This is a genomic window from Marinobacterium sediminicola (assembly GCF_022343685.1).
GTDB classification, from domain to species: Bacteria; Pseudomonadota; Gammaproteobacteria; order Pseudomonadales; family Balneatricaceae; genus Marinobacterium; species Marinobacterium sediminicola.
Map to the genome: position 1 here is coordinate 1,607,025 of NZ_CP092123.1, position 19,208 is coordinate 1,626,232.

General features: G+C 54.5%; 17 protein-coding genes. 15 read left to right on the plus strand and 2 right to left on the minus strand.

The window, feature by feature from the left end; all coding sequences use genetic code 11:
- Positions 1–21: 21 nt before the first annotated feature.
- Entirely contained in the window at positions 22–891 is an 870-nt protein-coding gene (locus LN244_RS07380) for a LysR family transcriptional regulator (protein WP_239042199.1), read from the minus strand.
- Between the two features lie 156 nt (positions 892–1,047).
- On the opposite strand from LN244_RS07380, the gene leuC reads away from it, so the two are divergent.
- From leuC to LN244_RS07455, 15 genes are all read left to right on the plus strand, one after another.
- Entirely contained in the window at positions 1,048–2,466 is a 1,419-nt protein-coding gene (gene leuC / locus LN244_RS07385) for a 3-isopropylmalate dehydratase large subunit (RefSeq protein ID WP_239042200.1), read from the plus strand.
- Positions 2,467–2,480: 14 nt separating this feature from the next.
- On the plus strand, positions 2,481–3,128 hold the full coding sequence (gene leuD / locus LN244_RS07390) for a 3-isopropylmalate dehydratase small subunit (RefSeq protein WP_239042201.1): 648 nt from the start codon (positions 2,481–2,483) through the stop codon (positions 3,126–3,128).
- Positions 3,129–3,158: 30 nt separating this feature from the next.
- Positions 3,159–4,241, plus strand: a complete 1,083-nt coding sequence (leuB, locus tag LN244_RS07395; protein ID WP_239042202.1) for a 3-isopropylmalate dehydrogenase — start codon at positions 3,159–3,161, stop codon at positions 4,239–4,241.
- Between the two features lie 95 nt (positions 4,242–4,336).
- Complete coding sequence (asd, locus tag LN244_RS07400) at positions 4,337–5,452, plus strand: aspartate-semialdehyde dehydrogenase (protein ID WP_239042203.1); 1,116 nt, start codon at positions 4,337–4,339, stop codon at positions 5,450–5,452.
- An 80-nt stretch (positions 5,453–5,532) separates the two neighbouring features.
- Positions 5,533–6,525: an Asd/ArgC dimerization domain-containing protein gene (locus tag LN244_RS07405; protein ID WP_239042204.1), complete on the plus strand. Its 993-nt coding sequence runs from the start codon at positions 5,533–5,535 to the stop codon at positions 6,523–6,525.
- 135 nt (positions 6,526–6,660) lie between these two features.
- The gene (locus LN244_RS07410; protein WP_239042205.1) at positions 6,661–9,342 is read left to right on the plus strand and encodes a FimV/HubP family polar landmark protein; all 2,682 of its coding nucleotides are present in this window, start codon (positions 6,661–6,663) and stop codon (positions 9,340–9,342) included.
- Positions 9,343–9,354: 12 nt separating this feature from the next.
- The gene (truA, locus tag LN244_RS07415; RefSeq protein ID WP_239042206.1) at positions 9,355–10,194 is read left to right on the plus strand and encodes a tRNA pseudouridine(38-40) synthase TruA; all 840 of its coding nucleotides are present in this window, start codon (positions 9,355–9,357) and stop codon (positions 10,192–10,194) included.
- A gap of 56 nt (positions 10,195–10,250) precedes the next feature.
- Complete coding sequence (locus LN244_RS07420; protein WP_239042207.1) at positions 10,251–10,868, plus strand: phosphoribosylanthranilate isomerase; 618 nt, start codon at positions 10,251–10,253, stop codon at positions 10,866–10,868.
- A gap of 77 nt (positions 10,869–10,945) precedes the next feature.
- Positions 10,946–11,875, plus strand: coding sequence for an acetyl-CoA carboxylase, carboxyltransferase subunit beta (gene accD / locus LN244_RS07425; RefSeq protein WP_239042208.1), 930 nt, complete (start codon positions 10,946–10,948; stop codon positions 11,873–11,875).
- Positions 11,872–13,152 (plus strand): bifunctional tetrahydrofolate synthase/dihydrofolate synthase, encoded by a 1,281-nt coding sequence (gene folC, locus LN244_RS07430; RefSeq protein ID WP_239042209.1) that lies wholly within the window; start codon positions 11,872–11,874, stop codon positions 13,150–13,152. Before accD ends, folC begins: the two co-directional genes overlap by 4 nt.
- Positions 13,152–13,706 carry an SPOR domain-containing protein gene (locus LN244_RS07435; RefSeq protein ID WP_239042210.1) on the plus strand — a complete coding sequence of 185 codons (555 nt, stop codon included), beginning with the start codon at positions 13,152–13,154 and terminating at the stop codon, positions 13,704–13,706. Before folC ends, LN244_RS07435 begins: the two co-directional genes overlap by 1 nt.
- Positions 13,707–13,773: 67 nt before the next feature.
- Positions 13,774–14,268, plus strand: coding sequence for a CvpA family protein (locus LN244_RS07440; RefSeq protein WP_239042211.1), 495 nt, complete (start codon positions 13,774–13,776; stop codon positions 14,266–14,268).
- 51 nt (positions 14,269–14,319) lie between these two features.
- Positions 14,320–15,846: an amidophosphoribosyltransferase gene (gene purF / locus LN244_RS07445; protein WP_239042212.1), complete on the plus strand. Its 1,527-nt coding sequence runs from the start codon at positions 14,320–14,322 to the stop codon at positions 15,844–15,846.
- An 8-nt stretch (positions 15,847–15,854) separates the two neighbouring features.
- Positions 15,855–17,081, plus strand: a complete 1,227-nt coding sequence (locus tag LN244_RS07450) for an O-succinylhomoserine sulfhydrylase (RefSeq protein WP_239042213.1) — start codon at positions 15,855–15,857, stop codon at positions 17,079–17,081.
- 58 nt (positions 17,082–17,139) lie between these two features.
- Entirely contained in the window at positions 17,140–18,096 is a 957-nt protein-coding gene (locus LN244_RS07455; RefSeq protein WP_239042214.1) for a tRNA dihydrouridine synthase, read from the plus strand.
- Here LN244_RS07455 and amrS read toward each other — a convergent pair.
- Positions 18,083–19,165 carry an AmmeMemoRadiSam system radical SAM enzyme gene (gene amrS / locus LN244_RS07460; RefSeq protein WP_239042215.1) on the minus strand — a complete coding sequence of 361 codons (1,083 nt, stop codon included), beginning with the start codon at positions 19,163–19,165 and terminating at the stop codon, positions 18,083–18,085. The two genes, LN244_RS07455 and amrS, sit on opposite strands and share 14 nt — an antisense overlap.
- Positions 19,166–19,208 lie beyond the last annotated feature (43 nt).

Consider the following 19,208-nt stretch of genomic DNA (forward strand, 5'->3'; position numbering starts at 1 on the left):
TTAAACCAAGCCGGATAGTTGTTAAACGCTTGTCTCTAGCAGTCGGGTCAGCTCGCGTGCAGCATTGCTGAGCGTGCGATCACGGTGGTAGATATAACCCAAGGGGCGCACGATGGGTTCGGTACCCGTATTCAGACGTACCAGCTGATCATCGATCATGGTTTCGGGTAGCAGGCTCCAACCGAGTCCAATGCTCACCATCATACGTATGGTGTCGAGATAATCGGTGCTCATACCCAGGTTTAGTTCAAGCCCCTGCCCCGCCAGCTGCTGGCGGACCCTTTGGTGAGTAAAGGTGTCGGGCCCGGGCAGGATGGCGGGGTAACGGTTAAGCTCGGTCAGATCAAGGCGACGGTTTGTGGCCAGTGGATGATTGCGGCCTACAACGTACTGAAGCCGGTCGCTCCATACGGTTCGTGCGCAGATTCGCTCATCCTGTTCAGGAGCAAGTGTAATCAGGGCAAGCTCCAGATCACCGCGAAGGACGCCTTCATAGGCCACCTCGGAGGCGGCGAACTGCAGATCAAGATCAACGTCAGGGTAGCTTTCCACGAAACGTTTCAGCAATGGTGGGAGTCGGTGCAAACTGATGTGGTGGCTAGCAGCCAGGGCGAGGCGGCCACCCACTCGACCGGACAGGTTGCCCAGCATGCGTTCGGCATCTTCCATGGATGCGAGAATATCGCGCGCTTTTGGCAGCAGGGCTTGGCCCGGTTCGGTCAATAGAACCTGGCGACCAATGCGGTCAAACAGGCGGCACTCAAGCTGGCTCTCCAGTAGCGCGATCCGCTTGCTGACGGCAGATTGAGTCAGAAACAGCAGTTGGGCTGCCTGAGAGAAAGAGCCGGTATCGGCAACGGTAACGAAAGCATGTAAGCCGGCAGTGTCCATCGCGATTTTGCTATGTGAAGTTAAACAGTGGGACAGTCTATCCATTCCATAAAGGAATTCAAAATATAAAAATTATGAATTTGTTTGTATCTAATGGCTGGATTAGGATGAGCCTCAATTGCCATGATTTCGGACTAATTCAGAGGGGAGAGCGACATGGCCGGAAAGACATTGTATGACAAGCTCTGGGATGCCCATTTGGTACGCCAGAACGATGACGGCAGTGCTTTGATCTACATCGATCGTCAGATCCTGCATGAAGTAACATCGCCGCAGGCGTTCGAGGGGCTGCGTCTGGCCGGTCGCAAGCCATGGCGTATTGATGCCAACCTTGCTACACCGGATCACAACGTGCCGACGACTGAGCGTTCAGCGGGTGTGGATCAGATTGAAGATCCTGTTTCCCGAATCCAGGTGAAGACGCTTGATGCCAACTGTGATGAGTTTGGTATCGTCGAGTTCAAAATGAATGACCAGCGTCAGGGAATTGTACATGTTGTCGGGCCTGAGCAGGGCATGACGTTGCCGGGTACAACCGTGGTCTGCGGTGATTCTCATACCTCTACCCACGGAGCATTTGGTGCGCTGGCTCATGGTATCGGTACGTCTGAAGTCGAGCATGTGCTGGCTACCCAGTGTCTGATCGCCAAGAAGATGAAAAACATGCTGGTGCGTGTCGATGGTGAGCTGGGTGCGGGTGTGACTGCAAAGGATGTCGTGCTGCACATCATTGGCGTGATCGGAACCGCTGGCGGTACAGGTTATGCCATCGAGTTTGGCGGTAGCGCTATCCGCTCCATCTCCATGGAGGGTCGCATGACCATCTGCAACATGGCGATCGAAGCCGGCGCCCGTGTAGGTCTGGTAGCCGTAGATGAGACCACCATCGAATATTTCCGTGGCCGTCCTTTTTCGCCGAGCGAAGAGCAGTGGGATGCTGCTGTTGCGTCCTGGAAAGAACTGGTCTCCGACGATGACGCCCGATTCGATACTGTGGTCGAGATAAAGGCTGAGGATATCCAGCCGCAGGTTACTTGGGGCACATCCCCGGAAATGGTGGCTCCGGTCAGTGCTTTGGTTCCTAATCCAGATGCAGAATCCGATCCGGTTAAAGCGGATGGTATCCGTCGTGCACTGAAGTACATGGGACTCCAGGCTGATCAGAAGATTACCGATATCCAATTGGATCGCGTCTTTATCGGTTCTTGCACCAACTCCCGCATTGAGGACCTGCGTGCAGCTGCTGAAGTGGTCAAAGGTCGCAAGGTGGCTGCCAATATCAAGCAGGCTCTGGTCGTTCCGGGCTCTGGTCTGGTGAAGGCGCAGGCTGAGGCTGAAGGGCTGGACAAGATCTTTGTCGAAGCAGGCCTTGAGTGGCGTGAGCCTGGATGTTCCATGTGTTTGGCAATGAACCCTGACAAGCTGGGCCAGGGCGAACACTGTGCGTCGACCTCCAACCGCAACTTCGAAGGTCGACAGGGCTTTGGTGGACGCACTCATCTGGTGAGCCCTGCGATGGCCGCTGCCGCCGCCGTGACCGGCCACTTCATTGATGTACGTGAACTGATGCAGTAAGACGGGAGAGTGAAATGAAAAAATTTACCCAGCATACCGGTATTGCTGCACCGCTGGATCGTGCCAATGTCGATACCGACATGATCATCCCCAAGCAGTTCCTCAAGTCGATCAAGCGAGCTGGCTTCGGGCCTAATCTGTTCGATGAGCTGCGCTACCTGGACGAAGGACAGCCGGATCAGGATTGTGCCGGTCGTCCCTTGAATCCTGATTTTGTGCTCAATCAGCCGCGCTATAAGGGTACCAGCGTGTTGCTGGCGCGCGAAAACTTTGGCTGTGGCTCCAGTCGTGAGCATGCGCCCTGGGCATTGGATGACTTCGGTATCCGCACAGTGATCGCGCCGAGTTTTGCTGATATCTTCTACAACAACTGCTTCAAAAATGGCTTGCTGCCGATAGTACTGGCGGAAGCGCAGGTTGATCAGTTGTTCAAGGAAGTAGAAGCCGCCGAAGGTTATGAGCTGACTGTTGATCTGGAGCGTCAGGTGGTTGTAACACCATCCGGTGAAGAGTTTGCCTTTGAGGTTGACGCTTTCCGCAAGCATTGCCTGCTCAATGGTCTGGATGATATCGGATTGACGCTGCAGCACGCAGACGAAATCAAGGCCTACGAAGAACGTCGCCGTCAGGAAGCCCCCTGGCTGTTCGGTGCTATCAAGTAACTCTTTTTGAATTCAAGGAAATACAGCGATATGAGCAAGAATGTACTGGTATTGCCCGGTGACGGCATCGGTCCGGAAATCGTTACTGAAGCACGCAAAGTGCTGGATCTGGTCAACGCCCGCCATGGTCTGGGGCTTGAGATCAGCGAAGCGCTGGTGGGTGGTGCCGCCATCGACGCCACCGGTGTTCCGCTGCCGGAAGAAACGCTGGCGGCAGCCAAGGCAGCTGATGCCATTTTGCTGGGTGCTGTAGGCGGACCCAAATGGGACACCAACCCGGATTTTGCCATTCGCCCGGAAAAAGGTCTGCTGGGCATTCGCTCCCAATTGGGTCTGTTCGGCAACCTTCGTCCGGCAATTCTGTATCCTCAGTTGGCGCATGCGTCAACACTGAAGCCTGAAGTGGTATCCGGACTGGATATCCTTATCGTGCGTGAACTGACCGGTGGTATTTACTTCGGTCAGCCGCGTGGTATACGCGAAAAGGAAGGCGGTATCCGTGAAGGCTTCAACACCTACGTTTACGATGAGAATGAGATTCGTCGTATCGGTCGTGTTGCCTTTGAAGCGGCTCGTGCGCGCGACAAGCGTTTGTGCTCTGTCGATAAGGCCAACGTGCTGGAAGTAACCGTGCTCTGGCGCGAGATCATGGAAGAGCTGTCCAAAGAGTATCCGGATGTGGAGCTGAGTCACATGTACGTCGACAACGCGGCGATGCAGCTGGTGCGTGCGCCCAAGCAGTTCGATGTCATGGTAACCGGTAACATGTTCGGTGACATTCTGTCTGATGCAGCTGCGATGCTGACCGGCTCCATCGGTATGCTGCCGTCTGCCTCTCTGGATGAAAACGGCAAGGGTATGTATGAGCCCTGTCATGGCTCTGCACCTGATATCGCGGGTCAAGGCAAGGCGAATCCGTTGGCAACGATCCTCTCAGTCGCTATGATGTTGCGTTACTCTCTGAATGCTGGTGAAGCTGCGGATCAGATCGAAGCAGCCGTCAGCAAGGTGCTGGATCAGGGGCTGCGTACCGGTGACATCATGTCCGAGGGTATGCGCCAGGTCAGCACCTCTGAGATGGGTGATGCGGTCGTTGCTGCACTGAGCGCCTGATCACCAGTGAATGAGCGGATGTCCGTCGCTGTCGGATATCCGCCTGGTTATACCAGTGTTTCGTTTTACAGCACACAACAATATTGGGGGCACGAATGAAGCGTGTAGGTTTTGTCGGCTGGCGTGGCATGGTCGGTTCTGTTCTGATGCAGCGCATGCTGGAAGAGCAGGATTTTAATCATATTGCTGAGCCGGTTTTCTTCACCACTTCTCAGACTGGAGCGGCTGGTCCTGACATCGGCAAGGATATTCCGGCATTGAAAGATGCGCGTGATATTGACGAGCTGAAGCAGATGGACGCCATTGTTTCCTGTCAGGGTGGTGACTACACCACGGAAGTGTTCCAGAAACTGCGTGAGTCCGGCTGGGACGGCTACTGGATCGATGCTGCGTCAACTCTGCGCATGAGCGATGACAGTCTGATCGTACTGGACCCGGTTAACCGTGATGTCATTGATCGTGGTATCGATGCCGGCATCAAGAACTTCGTCGGTGGCAACTGTACCGTTTCCCTGATGCTCATGGGGCTGGGTGGCCTGTTCAAGGCCGGTCAGGTTGAATGGATCTCCTCCATGACTTACCAGGCGGCTTCCGGTGCTGGTGCCAAGAACATGCGTGAACTGATCACCCAGATGGGTCAGATCCATGCAGGTTCCGAGGCGCTGCTGGCCGATCCAGCATCTGCGATTCTGGATATTGATCGCCAGGTTGTGGAAACCATGCGTGCAGATGCCTTTGCAACCGATAACTTCGGTGTGCCGCTGGCAGGCTCGCTGATCCCCTGGATCGACAAGGCTGTGGCCGATGGTCAGAGCAAGGAAGAGTGGAAGGGATTTGTTGAGACCAACAAGATCCTGGGCCTCTCCGACAGCCCGATTCCGATTGATGGTACCTGCGTACGTATCGGTGCCATGCGCTGTCATAGCCAGGCGTTCACCATCAAGTTGAAGCAGGACCTGCCGATGGATGAGATCGAGCAGATGATTGCTGAAGCCAATGACTGGGTCAGCGTAGTACCTAACGACCGTGAGACCACAATCAGTGATCTGTCACCGACTAAAGTGACAGGTACGCTGAATATCCCGGTCGGACGACTGCGTAAGATGAAGATGGGGCCTGACTTCCTGAACGCATTCAGCGTCGGCGACCAGTTGCTGTGGGGGGCCGCTGAGCCTCTGCGCCGTATCCTGCGTATCCTCATCGAACGCTGATAGCAGTTCTGATGTAACACCTCCTCAGCCCGGCGTATGTCCGGGCTGTTTTGCTTTGTGAGACCCTTCAAAATATGTCAATGAATGTTGCTTTAATTGGACCGAATACCCTTAAAGGGGAAAAACTGCTGGAATTGCTGGATGAATCAGAACTGCAGGTTGACAGTCTGACCCTGTATGAAGAATCCGATACGGCAGGACGTAGTCTCATGTTCAGGGGGAGCGCTTGCAGAACCAAAGCGTTGGAAACCTTTACCGGTGAAGGATTGGCACTGGTTTTTGTGGCCGATCCTGAGCTTGGTGAAGAAACCGTCCAGGTACTTGAAGCGCAGACATCTGCAGTTGTGATCGATCTCTTTCCTCAGCGCTACAGTAAGGAGCCTCTGCTGGTGCTTCCTGCCGTCAACGGTGAGGCGCTCGCTTCGATTGACGCAGGTCGTATTATCGGTGTGCCGGGATCGGCTACTATAACCGCTGCGCTGGCCCTGTTGCCGTTGCATCATGCTTATCAGATACTTAAGCTCAATCTCACGGTGCTGTGCGCGGCATCTGAAGCCGGGCGCAAAGGGGTTGAAGCACTGGCGTCAGAAACAGCCAAGCTGCTCAATGGCCGAGAGGTTGATTCTGGATACTTTGCTCGCCAGATCGCCTTCAACCTGATCCCGGATGTGGGAGAGGTTCTGGCATCAGGATATAGCACACTGGAAGCACAGGTCATGCATCAGTTGCCTCAGTTGCTGGGAGATGAAGAGCTTGAACTTGAGGTGAGTGCTGTACGTGTGCCTGTTTTTTATGGCGATATGGTCGTCGCGCAGGCAGAAACACGCCAGCCTCTCAAGGTTGAGGAACTCCAGTTGCTGATGGATAAAGCGGCCGGTGTGCGTTTTGATCAAGGGGCCAAAAAGCCGGCCAGTTTGGTAAATGACGTTATCGGGCAGGATGTCGTTATCGTTAACCGGATCAGGCCTGACGTGACTGGCGAAAGCGGATTTGCCCTCCAGGCGCTTAGTGATGATCTGGGCAGGGGGAGTGCACTGGTCGCGCTGGAAATTGCGCTTGCACTACAGGCATAGTCGCAAAATGGCAGCAGAGTGAATGGTTGACCCTCTGCTGTTTAAACATAATACTTGCACAGAATATGGATCCGTAACCCTCTGATTCGTAGAGAAATGGAGAGGGCGCGCATACTACACCAAAGGGAGTAACCGATGCTGCGTAAACTAGCCTTAAGCCTTGCGGTCTCAGCAGCTCTGGGGGCGTCACAGGTTAATGCCCTTGGGCTGGGCGAAATTCAGGTTAACTCAGCCCTGAATGAGCCGCTTGATGCTGAGATTAAACTGACGCAGGTGCGGGACCTCTCTCCGCTGCAGATTCAGCCCAGAATGGCCTCGCTGGACGAGTATGCGACTTCCATGGGTAGCAGTCAGGCACGTTACCTGCGCGATATTCAGTTCCAGGTGCTGGTGTCTCCTGAAGGAACTGGTCGTATTCGTCTGAAATCGACTGAGCCGGTACAGGAGCCCTTCCTCAATTTCATGGTTGAGGTGAACTGGCCAAGTGGACGTCTGGTTCGTGAGTACACGTTGCTACTGGATCCTCCTGTTTTTGAACCCTCTCCGGTCCGTCAGCGTCTGACGCCAGCCAGTGTTCAACCGGCTGCCGCCGTTTCGCAGCCCGCGAATCCAAGGGCTTCAGTAACAGCCAGTAATATTCGAACTCGCGCCAACAGTGACACCCAGGTGTATGTTGGTGTGAACGATACTCTTTGGGAAATTGCCAAGAAAACCAAACCCCAGGGAATCAGTGAGCATCAGATGATGCTTGCATTGCTGCGCAAGAATCCGCAGGCGTTCCCGTCCGGTAACATCAATAACCTCAAGGCGGGAACCGTAATGGATATCCCGTCCCTCGCAGAGGCCCAGCAGCTTAGCCATCGAGAGGCAGTTGCAGAGGTTGCGCGGCAGATGCAGGCTTGGCGTCAAGGCCGCAGTTCAACCAATGCACCGGTAAAGGCGCCTTTGGATGTCAGTAAAACGGCTGAAGCCCCTGCTGATGACAGCAAGGGCTCAAGTGCGGCTGCACCTGCTAACGAAGCGGCTGAAGAGGGCAAGCTGACGATCGTTGCGCCGCCGCCAGAGTCTGCCGCCCCCGAACAGGTATCTTCTGCGACCAGCAGTGTCGATAGTGATGCTGAACAGAGTGCAGCTGTGGAGCCTGTCGGCGAACAGGTGATTTCAGCTGCAGCTGAGCGCCTTGAAGATGAAGTCTTGATGGCTCAGGAAAAGATCGATCGGCTTGAACGAGATAACGCTGATCTGAACGATAAACTGAGCTCTGTGCTCGAACAGCTGGAGTCTCAGAGTCGACTGCTGGAATTGCAGTCTCAGCAGATGTCTACTTTGCAGGCTGAGTTGAGTAAACCGCGGCCGGCTCCGGTTGTGCCCCCCGCGCAGCCTGTACAGTCAGAGGCCACGTCTCCCTCGCTGTTTGAAAATCCGACTGTGCTGGGTGGGCTGGGTGCTGGAGCTATTGCCCTGTTGGGCGGGATATGGTTCCTGTTGCGTCGCAAGCGTCCTGAGCCGGCAGCCAAGAAAGAACTGGTAAATGTGCCGGATGACTTGCGAGAGCGAGAAGAGCGCGATGCCGTGCCTGATGTGGCTGCAGCTGCCGTGGCGGGTGGTGCTGCGGTTGTGGCTGCGGATGCACTGTCTGGTGGTGACGAAAAAAGTGACACCGATTTCGTGCGCCCGCCAATGGACTCATTGGCGCCGGCTGAAGAAGAGGTGGCGGTAGAAGACCTCGAGAAGGATCTTCAGGAATTGGATCTGGATATGGATCTGGATCTGGATGACCTTGACCAGTCGGACCTCGATGCTGATGCCGAAGGTGTTGACTCAAGCGAATTTGACCTTGGTCTGGATGATGAGCCACCCATGAAGGGATTGGCAGATGCAGACGAAGAACTGGAAGATACAGAACTTGCAGCAGAACTCGAAACTGGCGAAGCTGCTGATGATGTCGATGATCTGGCGTTCACGCTTGATAACGGCGTTGAGGCTGAAGAAGATGACACATCCAGTGAGCTCGATGCCATGCTGGCTGATCGGGATGTGGATGATGAGCTGGATTTTCTGCTCAATGACAGTATCGCGTCCGACGAGGCTGAAAGCGAAGCGCTTGACTTGGATGTCGATTTCAACTCTGATTCATCGGATACCGATGAGCTCGATTTTGAAACGCTAGCGGCTGATGTTACCGACCCGGCTCCTGTGTCATCCACTGAGGTCGAACCTGACGCGGATAACAGTCTGCACGAAACTGTAGAAGCCGCTGAGGAAGTCGAGTTTGAGATTGATCCTGATCTGGAAGCGATGCTGAAAGGTGGTGATGAGCCATCTGCGGTAGATTCCGGTTCAGACGATGATGGGCTTGAATTCGATATGGGCTTTGCGGATGATTCGGCGACCCAGTCAACTGATACGGCCGAAGATGATCTGGATAGTCTGTTGTCTTCATTTGATCCAGAAGATGACGTTGAGATTGATCAAGTCTCTGCACGCCTCACCAATGACGAGGTTGAAGAGGAATTGACAGCCAATATTTCTCATGATCTTGAGATGGATCTGGATGCTGAGGTAGACGAGCTGCTTGGCGGAACAGATGATGATATTGAGCTGGAAGAGCTGCATAACGAAGAACAGGACGAAGTACTGGATAAGCTGAACCTGCTCAGCGATGCAGACGAAATCGAAACCAAGCTGGATCTTGCACGCGCTTATATAGAAATGGAAGATACCGAGGGTGCGCGCGATATCCTTAACGAAATTACCGGCGAAGGCTCCGATTCTCAGCGCGAAGAGGCGCGGAAACTCCTGGAGACGCTGGCCTGATCAAGATGTTTGATGAGTAAAGAGAACTCTTCCGGGGCGATTTCGATCGCCCCTTTTCGTTATGCGCTGGGCGTGGAGTATGTTGGAGCGGCTTATCGAGGCTGGCAGCTGCAGGCATTCGATAATGTCCCGACCATACAGGCTGAAGTTGAACGCGCGCTTTCGGTAATTGCTGATCATCCGGTACAGGTTGTCTGTGCCGGGCGGACGGATGCTGGCGTTAATGCCAGTCATCAGGTTATTCATTTTGATAGCTGGTCCGAGCGAGATGAGCGCGCCTGGGTGCTGGGTACCAACAGCCATTTGCCGGATGATATATCGATCAAGTGGGCGACCAAGGTGCCTGGGTGTTTCCATGCGCGTTTTTCGGCCAAGGAACGTCGTTACCGTTACCTGATTTATACGTCTCCGTCCCGCCCTGCGATTCTTGCCGGTGGCGTTACCTGGACTCATCGCAAGCTGGATACCGAAAAGATGCAGCAAGCGGCAGAGCACTTGCTCGGTGAGCATGATTTCACCTCATATAGAGCCGTTGGCTGTCAGGCGCGAAGCCCAGTCCGTGAAATTCGTCAACTGAGTGTCTACAGAAGCGGCCAGCTGATTGTCATTGATGTCAGTGCCAACGCTTTCTTGCATCATATGGTCAGAAATATTGCCGGGGTGTTGATGGCGGTGGGCTCAGGGCAGCGATCACCGGATTGGGCGCTTGAGGTTCTGCGGGCAAAGGATCGACGCCAGGGTGGGGTTACGGCACCTCCTGATGGGTTGTACTTTGTCGATGTGCGATACCCTGACCTGTTTAAACTGCCGAAGGTGCCGTTGGGGCCTCATTTTCTGCAAACATCAGACTGACGCCCCGAAGCGGCTTTGATAATATTAGCCGCTTGCGTCACTTTTCGAGAGGCAGCATGACTACACGGGTGAAAATTTGCGGCATTACCAGTCTTGGTGATGCGCTGTGTGCAGTTGAAGCAGGCGCCAGTGCGTTGGGGTTTGTGTTCTATGAACCAAGTCCGCGTTATGTGTCGCCGGAGGTGGCAGCAGACATCATTCGGCAGCTACCGGCCTTTATCACCACTGTGGGGCTGTTCGTGAATGCTTCCGGGGATGAAGTGGAACGGGTGTTGAATGAAACCGGTCTGGATCTGATCCAGTTTCATGGCGATGAGCCTGAAAGCTTCTGTCGTGGATTCAAGCGTCCATACATCAAGGCGTTCAGGGTGCGCCCCGGCCTGGATGTGAAGGAACAGGTAGCGCTGTACCCCACTGCGAGGGGGGTCTTGTTGGATGCTTACCGTCCCGGTGTGCCTGGCGGTACAGGTGAAGTGTTCGATTGGGCGCTTATTCCTGCGGAACTGGCGCCACGAGTGATTCTGGCGGGAGGCCTGAATCCCGGGAATGTGGCTCAGGCGATTGCTCAAGTATCGCCCTATGCGGTCGATGTTTCGGGTGGTGTTGAAGCCGGGCCGGGACGCAAGGACGCCGAAAGAATCTACGCTTTTATGGCTGCGGTTAAGCAGTCTTAAAGCAACTTGAATTAGAGTATGTGATTTCCATTAGGCCGCTTCCATCGTTGAAGCGGGCGTCAACAGGAATGTGAAACATGAGTAACTGGCTGGAAAAAATCGTACCTTCTCTGGTGCGCAGTGAGAAGAAACGCACCAACATCCCTGAAGGTTTGTGGAAGAAGTGCCCCAAGTGCGATTCCATCCTCTATCGGCCTGAGCTTGAGAAGAACCTCAACGTTTGTCCAAAGTGCGATCATCACATGCGCCTGAATGCGCGTCGTCGCCTTGAGCTGTTTCTGGATGAGGACGGGCGTCAGGAACTGGCTGCTGAAGTTGCCCCTGTGGATCGCCTCAAGTTCCGCGATTCAAAAAAATACAAGGACCGTCTGAGTGCTGCGCAGAAGCAAACCGGTGAGAAAGACGCGCTGATTGCGATGCGTGGCAACTTGCAGGGACTTCCTGTGGTCGCAGTAGCCTTCGAGTTCAACTTCATGGGTGGGTCCATGGGGGCTGTAGTGGGTGAGCGTTTCGTTCGGGCAGCGCGTGTTGCACTGGAAGAGCGTATTCCACTGATCTGTTTTGCTGCTTCAGGTGGTGCGCGTATGCAGGAAGCGCTGATTTCATTGATGCAGATGGCTAAAACCAGTGCGGCGCTGGAGAAACTGAAGCAGGCGGGCATCCCATACATCTCCGTACTGACCGATCCCGTTTACGGAGGCGTGTCAGCTTCGCTGGCAATGTTGGGTGACTTGAATGTTGCTGAACCCAATGCGCTGATTGGCTTTGCGGGTCCGCGTGTTATTGAGCAGACCGTTCGTGAAAAGTTGCCTGAAGGCTTCCAGCGTAGTGAGTTCCTGCTTGAGCATGGTCAGGTTGACATGATCATTAGCCGTAATGACTTGCCGACTCGTCTGGCTGATATTCTGCGCAAGCTGACCCATCAGGCGGCTGATGTAGCTGCGCAATCAGCGGATCAGGCGACTGATCAGTCCCAGTCTGAAGCTGTGGACGCTGATAAAGAATGAGCGAAACCTATCCGGTGACGCTTGATGGGTGGCTCAGTCATATTGAGGCTTGTCACCCCAGCGAAATAGAGCTGGGGCTGGCGCGTTTGTCGAATGTGGCTTCACGTCTGCCCATTGACCTGTCGAACACTACCCGCATTGTGGTGGGTGGAACCAATGGCAAGGGGTCGACGCTTGCGATGCTCAACGCCATTCTGCTACAGCAGGGGTTGAGTACCGGCATGTATACCTCGCCGCACTTCTTGCACTACAACGAGCGTATCGCCATCAATGGCGAGCCGGTTTCGGATGCAGTGTTGTGCGAGGTTTTTGCGTCAATCGAGAAGGCCAGAGGTGATACGCCACTGACCTATTTCGAGTATGGTACTTTGGCCGCTCTGCTGGTATTCAGTCAGCAGCAGGTTGATGTGGCATTACTGGAAGTAGGGCTTGGTGGTCGTCTGGATGCGGTTAACATTGTTGATGCTGACATCGCTGTCGTAACTACGGTGGCACTGGATCACACCGACTGGCTGGGGCCGGATCGGGAATCGATCGGCTTTGAGAAGGCGGGGATCTTTCGCTCTGCAAAACCCGCGCTCTGTGGAGATCCTGAAGCCCCGGAACGACTGATCGAGCACGCGAAGGCAATTGGTGCAACCCTGTGCCGTAATGGCATCGACTATCATTATCAGCAGCAGGGCGATGGCTGGTGCTGGGATGGAGTCTCGGCTGATGGTGATGCCTGCCATTTTGAGCAGCTCCCAGTACCCATGCTTCCGTTGGCTAATGCAGCACTGGTGTTGCAGATCCTACAGTTCCTTCCTGTCAGCATCAGTGAGGTCTCGATCAGGGAGGGCTTGGCCCATGCCAGCTTGACGGGGCGTATGCAGCACACCTGTATAGGTGAGTTGCCGGTCATACTGGATGTCGCACACAACCCCGAAGCAGCAGCCTATCTGGCCGATCGCCTGTGCCAAACGTCAAACGAGCCGGTACACCTGGTATTCGGCATGCTGGCCGACAAGGATATTCCGGCGGTCATTGATGTGCTGAAGCCTGCTGTCGATCAATGGTACCCCGTGAGCCTGGCGGTCCCGCGTGGCACTGATTCCGGTGTGCTCGTCGCAGCCTTGAGTGAGGCGGGTGTGTCAGCTGATACCGTTCATCCTGGTGCGAATGTCAAAACCGTGGTCGAAGCGCTGCAACAGGATATGCCTGAGGGCCGCGTTGTGATTGCGGGGTCTTTCTTTACGGTTACGGAAGCCCTTGCAATGAAAACTGGAGTTGGTTGCTGATGATGACCGAGCAGCAGAAAAAACGGTTGGTAGGTGCGGCGGCTGTCATCGTGTCAGCTGTTATTCTGTTACCGTTACTGCTGGATGGGAGTGGCTATCGCGAGCGTCATCTGCAGGATCGTATTCCTCCAGCGCCCGAGATGCCTGCTCTTGTCGATATCGAACCATCTCAGCGGGCGCTGCCTGATACGGCTGCGCCCGCCGACCCTGCCGCTCCGGCAGTGGTTAAGGTGCCATCGCCGGCCTTGCGTCCGGCCATCGCACAGTCGCAGCCCAGTATCGACGCAACTAACGATACTCCGGTTCTGGATGAGCAGCAGGTGCCGGTGGCGTGGACATTGCAGTTGGCCAGCTTTCGAGATGAGGCCAATGCGCGCTCGCTCAGGAAGGAGCTTGTTGAAGCAGGCTATAAGGTTTACATACGCCACAGTCCCGGTATGGTGCGGGTATTTGTTGGTCCAGACCTGCAACGCAGTCGCCTTGAACAGCTGCAGATGCGTCTGAAACGTGACTACTCCCTTGAGGGTATGATCGTGCGATTTACAACGCAGTGAATTCACCATTGGGTTGCCACTTGGGCTCTGTTAGAATGCGCGCTGTTTTCGATACTGGCGAACGACAATGAACTGGGCTGATTGGACCATTCTTGCCATCATAGCGATTTCTAGCCTGATGAGTCTCAAACGAGGCTTTGTTCGGGAAGCTATATCTCTTGTGACCTGGGTGTCCGCCTTCGTATTGGCGCGTCTGTTCTCGCCATCATTAACCGTTTTACTTGAGTCCTATATCCAGACGCCATCCCTGCGCCTGGTATCGGCCTTTGCTATTCTATTTATAATTACGCTGATCGCCGGTGCCCTCGTCGGTGCCCTGTTTTCCGCGCTGATCAATGCCACCGGGCTTACCAATTCCGACCGCGTGTTGGGTATGGGGTTTGGTGCCGTTCGCGGTGGGCTTGTGATTGTTGTAATTGTCGCCCTGCTGGGCATGACGCCTGCGGTTCAGGACCGTTGGTGGCTGGAATCTCAGCTGATTCCCCATTTTGTATTGCTTGAAGGCTGGACGCGGCAGGTGGCCAGTGACGTCGGGCAAATGATCTGGAATATCGGACGCTGAGCTCGAAGCTTGGCGCCACTCTTTTAGTGACATCCTTCTGAGGTGGATTGAATGTGCGGTATCGTGGGCATTGTTGCCAAGTCCTATGTAAACCAGACTATTTTTGATGCGTTGACGGTGCTGCAGCACCGTGGCCAGGATGCGGCCGGCATGGTCACCTGTGAGGGCAACCGGTTCTATCTGCGCAAGGACAACGGCTTGGTCAACGAGGTGTTCCGCACCCGTCATATGAAAAAGCTGAACGGTAACATGGGTATTGGTCATGTCCGTTACCCGACAGCGGGCAGTTCCAGCTCTGCAGAAGCACAGCCGTTTTACGTAAACTCCCCATACGGCATTGCATTGGCGCATAACGGTAACCTGACCAACGCCGACCAGCTGGCGGATGAGATTTTCCGCTCAGACCTGCGTCATATCAATACGACGTCTGACTCCGAAGTGCTGCTGAACATCTTTGCTCACGAATTGCAGCAGATTGGAAAACTGACCCCTGAAGCGGATGACATTTTCCAGGCCGTTGAGAAAGTTCATCGCCGTTGTCAGGGTGGTTACGCGGTTGTGGCTATTATCACCGGTTATGGCATTGTTGCTTTCCGTGACCCCTGCGGTATTCGTCCGCTTGTTTATGGCAAGCGCGTGTCGGATCAGGGAGAGGAAGAATACATGGTGGCGTCTGAAAGCGTTGCACTGGACACTTCCGGCTTCGAGCTGGTGCGTGACCTGGTTCCGGGGGAAGCGATCTTTATCGATACTCAAGGACGGGTGTCCACGCGTCAGTGTGCGGCAACCAGCAAAATTGCTCCCTGTCTGTTCGAATATGTTTACCTGGCCCGTCCTGACTCCATCATTGATGGTGTTTCCGTACATCATTCCCGAATGGAAATGGGTGTGAAGCTGGCCGAGAAGGTCAAACGTGAAATGCCGGAGCATGATATTGATGTGATCATCCCCATTCCGGATACCAGCAGGACTGCAGCGCTGGAGATGGCCAATGCACTTGGGGTGACTTTCCGTGAAGGCTTCATCAAGAATCGCTACATTGGCCGTACCTTCATCATGCCGGGCCAGACGCTGCGCAAGAAATCAGTGCGTCAGAAGCTGAACCCGATTCAGGCCGAATTCCGTGACAAGGTAGTGATGCTGGTTGATGACTCAATCGTACGTGGCACGACCTCCAAGCAGATTGTCCAGATGGCTCGTGATGCTGGTGCACGCAAGGTCTATTTTGCGTCAGCAGCGCCGGAAGTACGTTACCCCAACGTATACGGTATAGACATGCCGTCTGCAAGCGAGTTGATTGCCCATGGGCGTACGGCTGATGAAGTCGGTGAGTACATCGGCTGTGACTGGATGCTGTATCAGGATCTTGATGACCTCAAGGCATCAGTAAGCTGTTTTAACCCCGATATCAAGGAATTCGATACCTGTGTCTTCGACGGTAATTATGTGACCGGAACCGTTGATGCGGACTATCTTGAGCGAATTGATGCCAAGCGCAATGATGGCGCTAAGGCTGCCGCTGACAACGCAGCGGAAGACGGCAATGAATCCGCTGATCTGCATAATAAAATCGACTGAGGTAGTTCATGAGTCAGTCCAGCTACGAACGTGCTCAGCGGATTCAGTTTGACGCAGCAGAAGGGTACGACATCGATACACTGTCGGTGCGTGCCGGCCAGAGTAGAACCGCTGAGGGTGAGCATTCTGATGCCATCTTCGCGACCTCCAGTTTTGTCTTTTCAAGTGCCCGTGAAGCGGCGGCGCGATTTGTGGGTGAAGAGGATGGCAACATCTACTCTCGCTTTACCAATCCGACCGTCCAGGCATTTGAGGAGCGCATTGCCGCCCTGGAAGGGGGGGAGCGTGCCGTTGCCACGTCTTCTGGCATGGCGGCCATCCTGAATCTCGGTCTTGCGCTGCTTCAGCATGGTGATCATGTAGTCTGTTCACTCAGTGTATTTGGTTCCACAGTATCGCTGTTCACCAAGTATTTGAGTCGTGCCGGCATTGAAACCACCTTTGTCGATCCTACAGATCTGGCGGCCTGGGAAGCAGCGGTGACTCCCAAGACGCGTCTGTTCTTCATGGAAACGCCGTCCAATCCCTTGGCCGAGTTGACGGATATCGGAGCGGTCGCAGAGATTGCGCACCGCAATAATGCGTTGTTGTGTGTCGATAACTGTTTCCTGACGCCAGTGTTGCAGCGACCGTTGGCACTAGGGGCCGATATTGTCATGCACTCGGCAACCAAGTACCTCGATGGCCAGGGGCGCTGTGTCGGTGGCGTGCTTGTCGGGCGTAACAAAGAGATGGAAGAGGTTTTCGGACTTATCAGGACCGGTGGTTCATGTCTGAGCCCATTCAACGCCTGGGTATTCCTCAAAGGTCTGGAAACCCTGCCGTTGCGCATGCGTGCTCATAGTGAGAGTGCATTGGCTGTAGCAACCTGGCTGCAGCAGCAGCCCGGTATTCGCAAGGTTTATTATTCAGGTCTGCCTGATCATCCCCAATATGAACTTGCCTGCAAGCAGCAGTCGGCTTTTGGTGGTGTCCTGGCATTTGAAGTTGAAGGTGAGCGTGAGGAAGCCTGGCGCTTTATTGATGCTACACGCATGGTATCGATCACCGGTAACCTGGGCGACGTAAAGTCAACTATTACTCATCCTGCCACGACAACTCATGGTCGAATGAGTGCGGAAGAGCGTGAGGCGGCGGGTATCCGTGAGGGGCTGATTCGCTTCTCGGTGGGTCTAGAGTCACTGGATGATATCAAAGCCGACCTGCAGCGCGGTTTGGATGCCTTGCGCGGTTGATTTGCCTCCGGCCGGCCACTCGTTCTGAGTGGCCTTTGTCATACCGAAATTACAGTCGATGAAAATCTACCTTGCTCCGATGGAGGGTGTCCTTGATCACTCTCTGCGCGACATTTTGACGCGAATATCCGGCATTGATGTGTGTGTTACCGAGTTCATTCGAGTAACGGATCAGTTGCTGCCTGAGTCCGTATTCCAGCGGCTTGCGCCTGAATTAAGCAGAGGGAGTCGCACTCCCACGGGTACGCCGGTGCTGGTGCAGTTGCTTGGTAATGACCCTGTTGCCATGGGAGAGAATGCTGTACGTGCTGTTGAAATGGGTGCGCCCGGTATTGATCTGAACTTTGGCTGCCCTGCCAAGACCGTCAACAAGAGTCGAGGTGGCGCAATACTGCTAAAGGACCCGGAAGAGGTCCATGACATTACGCTCGGTGTGAGTCGAGCCCTGTCGTCCAGGGTGCCGCTCAGTGCCAAAATGCGCCTGGGTTTTCAGGACAAGTCACTTGCGATCGAGAATGCGCAGGCGCTTGAAGCGGCGGGTGCTGTGCGGTTGACGGTTCATGCGCGTACCAAGGTTGAAGGTTATAAGCCGCCAGCACATTGGGAATGGATCGCCCGTATACGAGAGTCAGTTTCGATTCCTGTGATAGCCAACGGCGATATCTGGACGGTTGATGATTACCATCGCTGCCGTGCGGTTAGCGGCTGCAATGATGTCATGATCGGTCGTGGTCTCATTGCCAACCCTTTTCTCGCCAACGCCATACAGACCGGCCAGGGTCAGTTGGATGCATTGAGTACCTGGGATAGGACTCTTGAGCTGATAAGGCTTTATCACGAGATGGTAGCTGCACGACTGGAAGCCAAGCATGTCAACGGTCGCACGAAGCAGTGGCTAAGAATGATGCAGCGTCATTATCCGCAGGCAGAGAAACTCTTTCACAGCGTCAGAGCCGAACGAGATCCTGAGCGCTTTGCCGAGTTGCTCCGGGAATGGAGCGTCACTGGCGACTGATGTTCACGGGCAGGCGTCTTGAGCCCCAGTGCCCGGGTGTCGGTTCAAAGTATCCCGGAATCCTATGTCCGCAGTGACCACATTTCCCCTGTGGGGTCAGTGCCCAGTCAAGAATCATGTACCCGGAGCGTTTGATCAGGGGCGAGTTGCATTCAGGGCAGTAAGTTGTATTGCCCTCGGGGTCCGGCAGGTTTCCTGTGTAGACGTATTTCAGCCCTTCTTCTCGGGCAATCATTCGGGCTCGCTGAAGTGTATCCAGAGGTGTTGGACGGTGGTTCATCATTTTCCAGTCCGGGTGAAAAGCCGTAAAGTGCACAGGTACCTCATCGCTGAGATGTTCTCCGATCCAGCGTGACAGTTGTGCAATCTCTCGATCTGTGTCGTTTTCATCCGGTATCAGCAGTGTGGTGATCTCAAGCCACGTGTTCGTTTGGTGGTAAATGTATTCCAGTGTTTCCAGTACCGGAGCAAGGTGACCGCCACATATATTCTTATAAAACCGCTCGCTAAACGCTTTCAGATCGATATTGGCAGCGTCCATGTGGCGGTAAAATTCCTCGCGTGGCGCCGGGCAAACATACCCGGCACTCACGGCTACGCTGTTCAAGCCATGCTGATGGCATGCCTTGGCAACATCAATGGCATACTCGTGAAAAATTACCGGGTCATTGTACGTAAAAGCGATGCTGCGGCAGTCGTGGGCAACTGCGGTGCGTACCAGTTGTTCCGGCGAGGCGCTGTCGCATAGGCTCTCCGTGTAACGCGAGCGGCTAATATCCCAGTTCTGGCAAAAGCGGCATGCAAGGTTGCAGCCGGCAGTGCCAAATGACAGAACGGGCGTACCCGGCAGGAAGTGGTTGAGCGGTTTTTTTTCGATAGGGTCGATGCAAAAGCCACTGGACAGTCCATAGCTCAACAGACGTATTTCGTTTCCGACTCGGCCGCGGACAAAACAGAGGCCGCGTTGTCCGTCATTCAGCTTGCAAAAGCGCGGGCACAGGTCGCACTGGAGTTTGCCATTTTCCAGCGCGTGCCAGTAACGCGTACTGCTGCTATGGTCAGTATTCATGATCAAAATTCTGATCGGCCTCTATACTGATAAGCATAGCAGA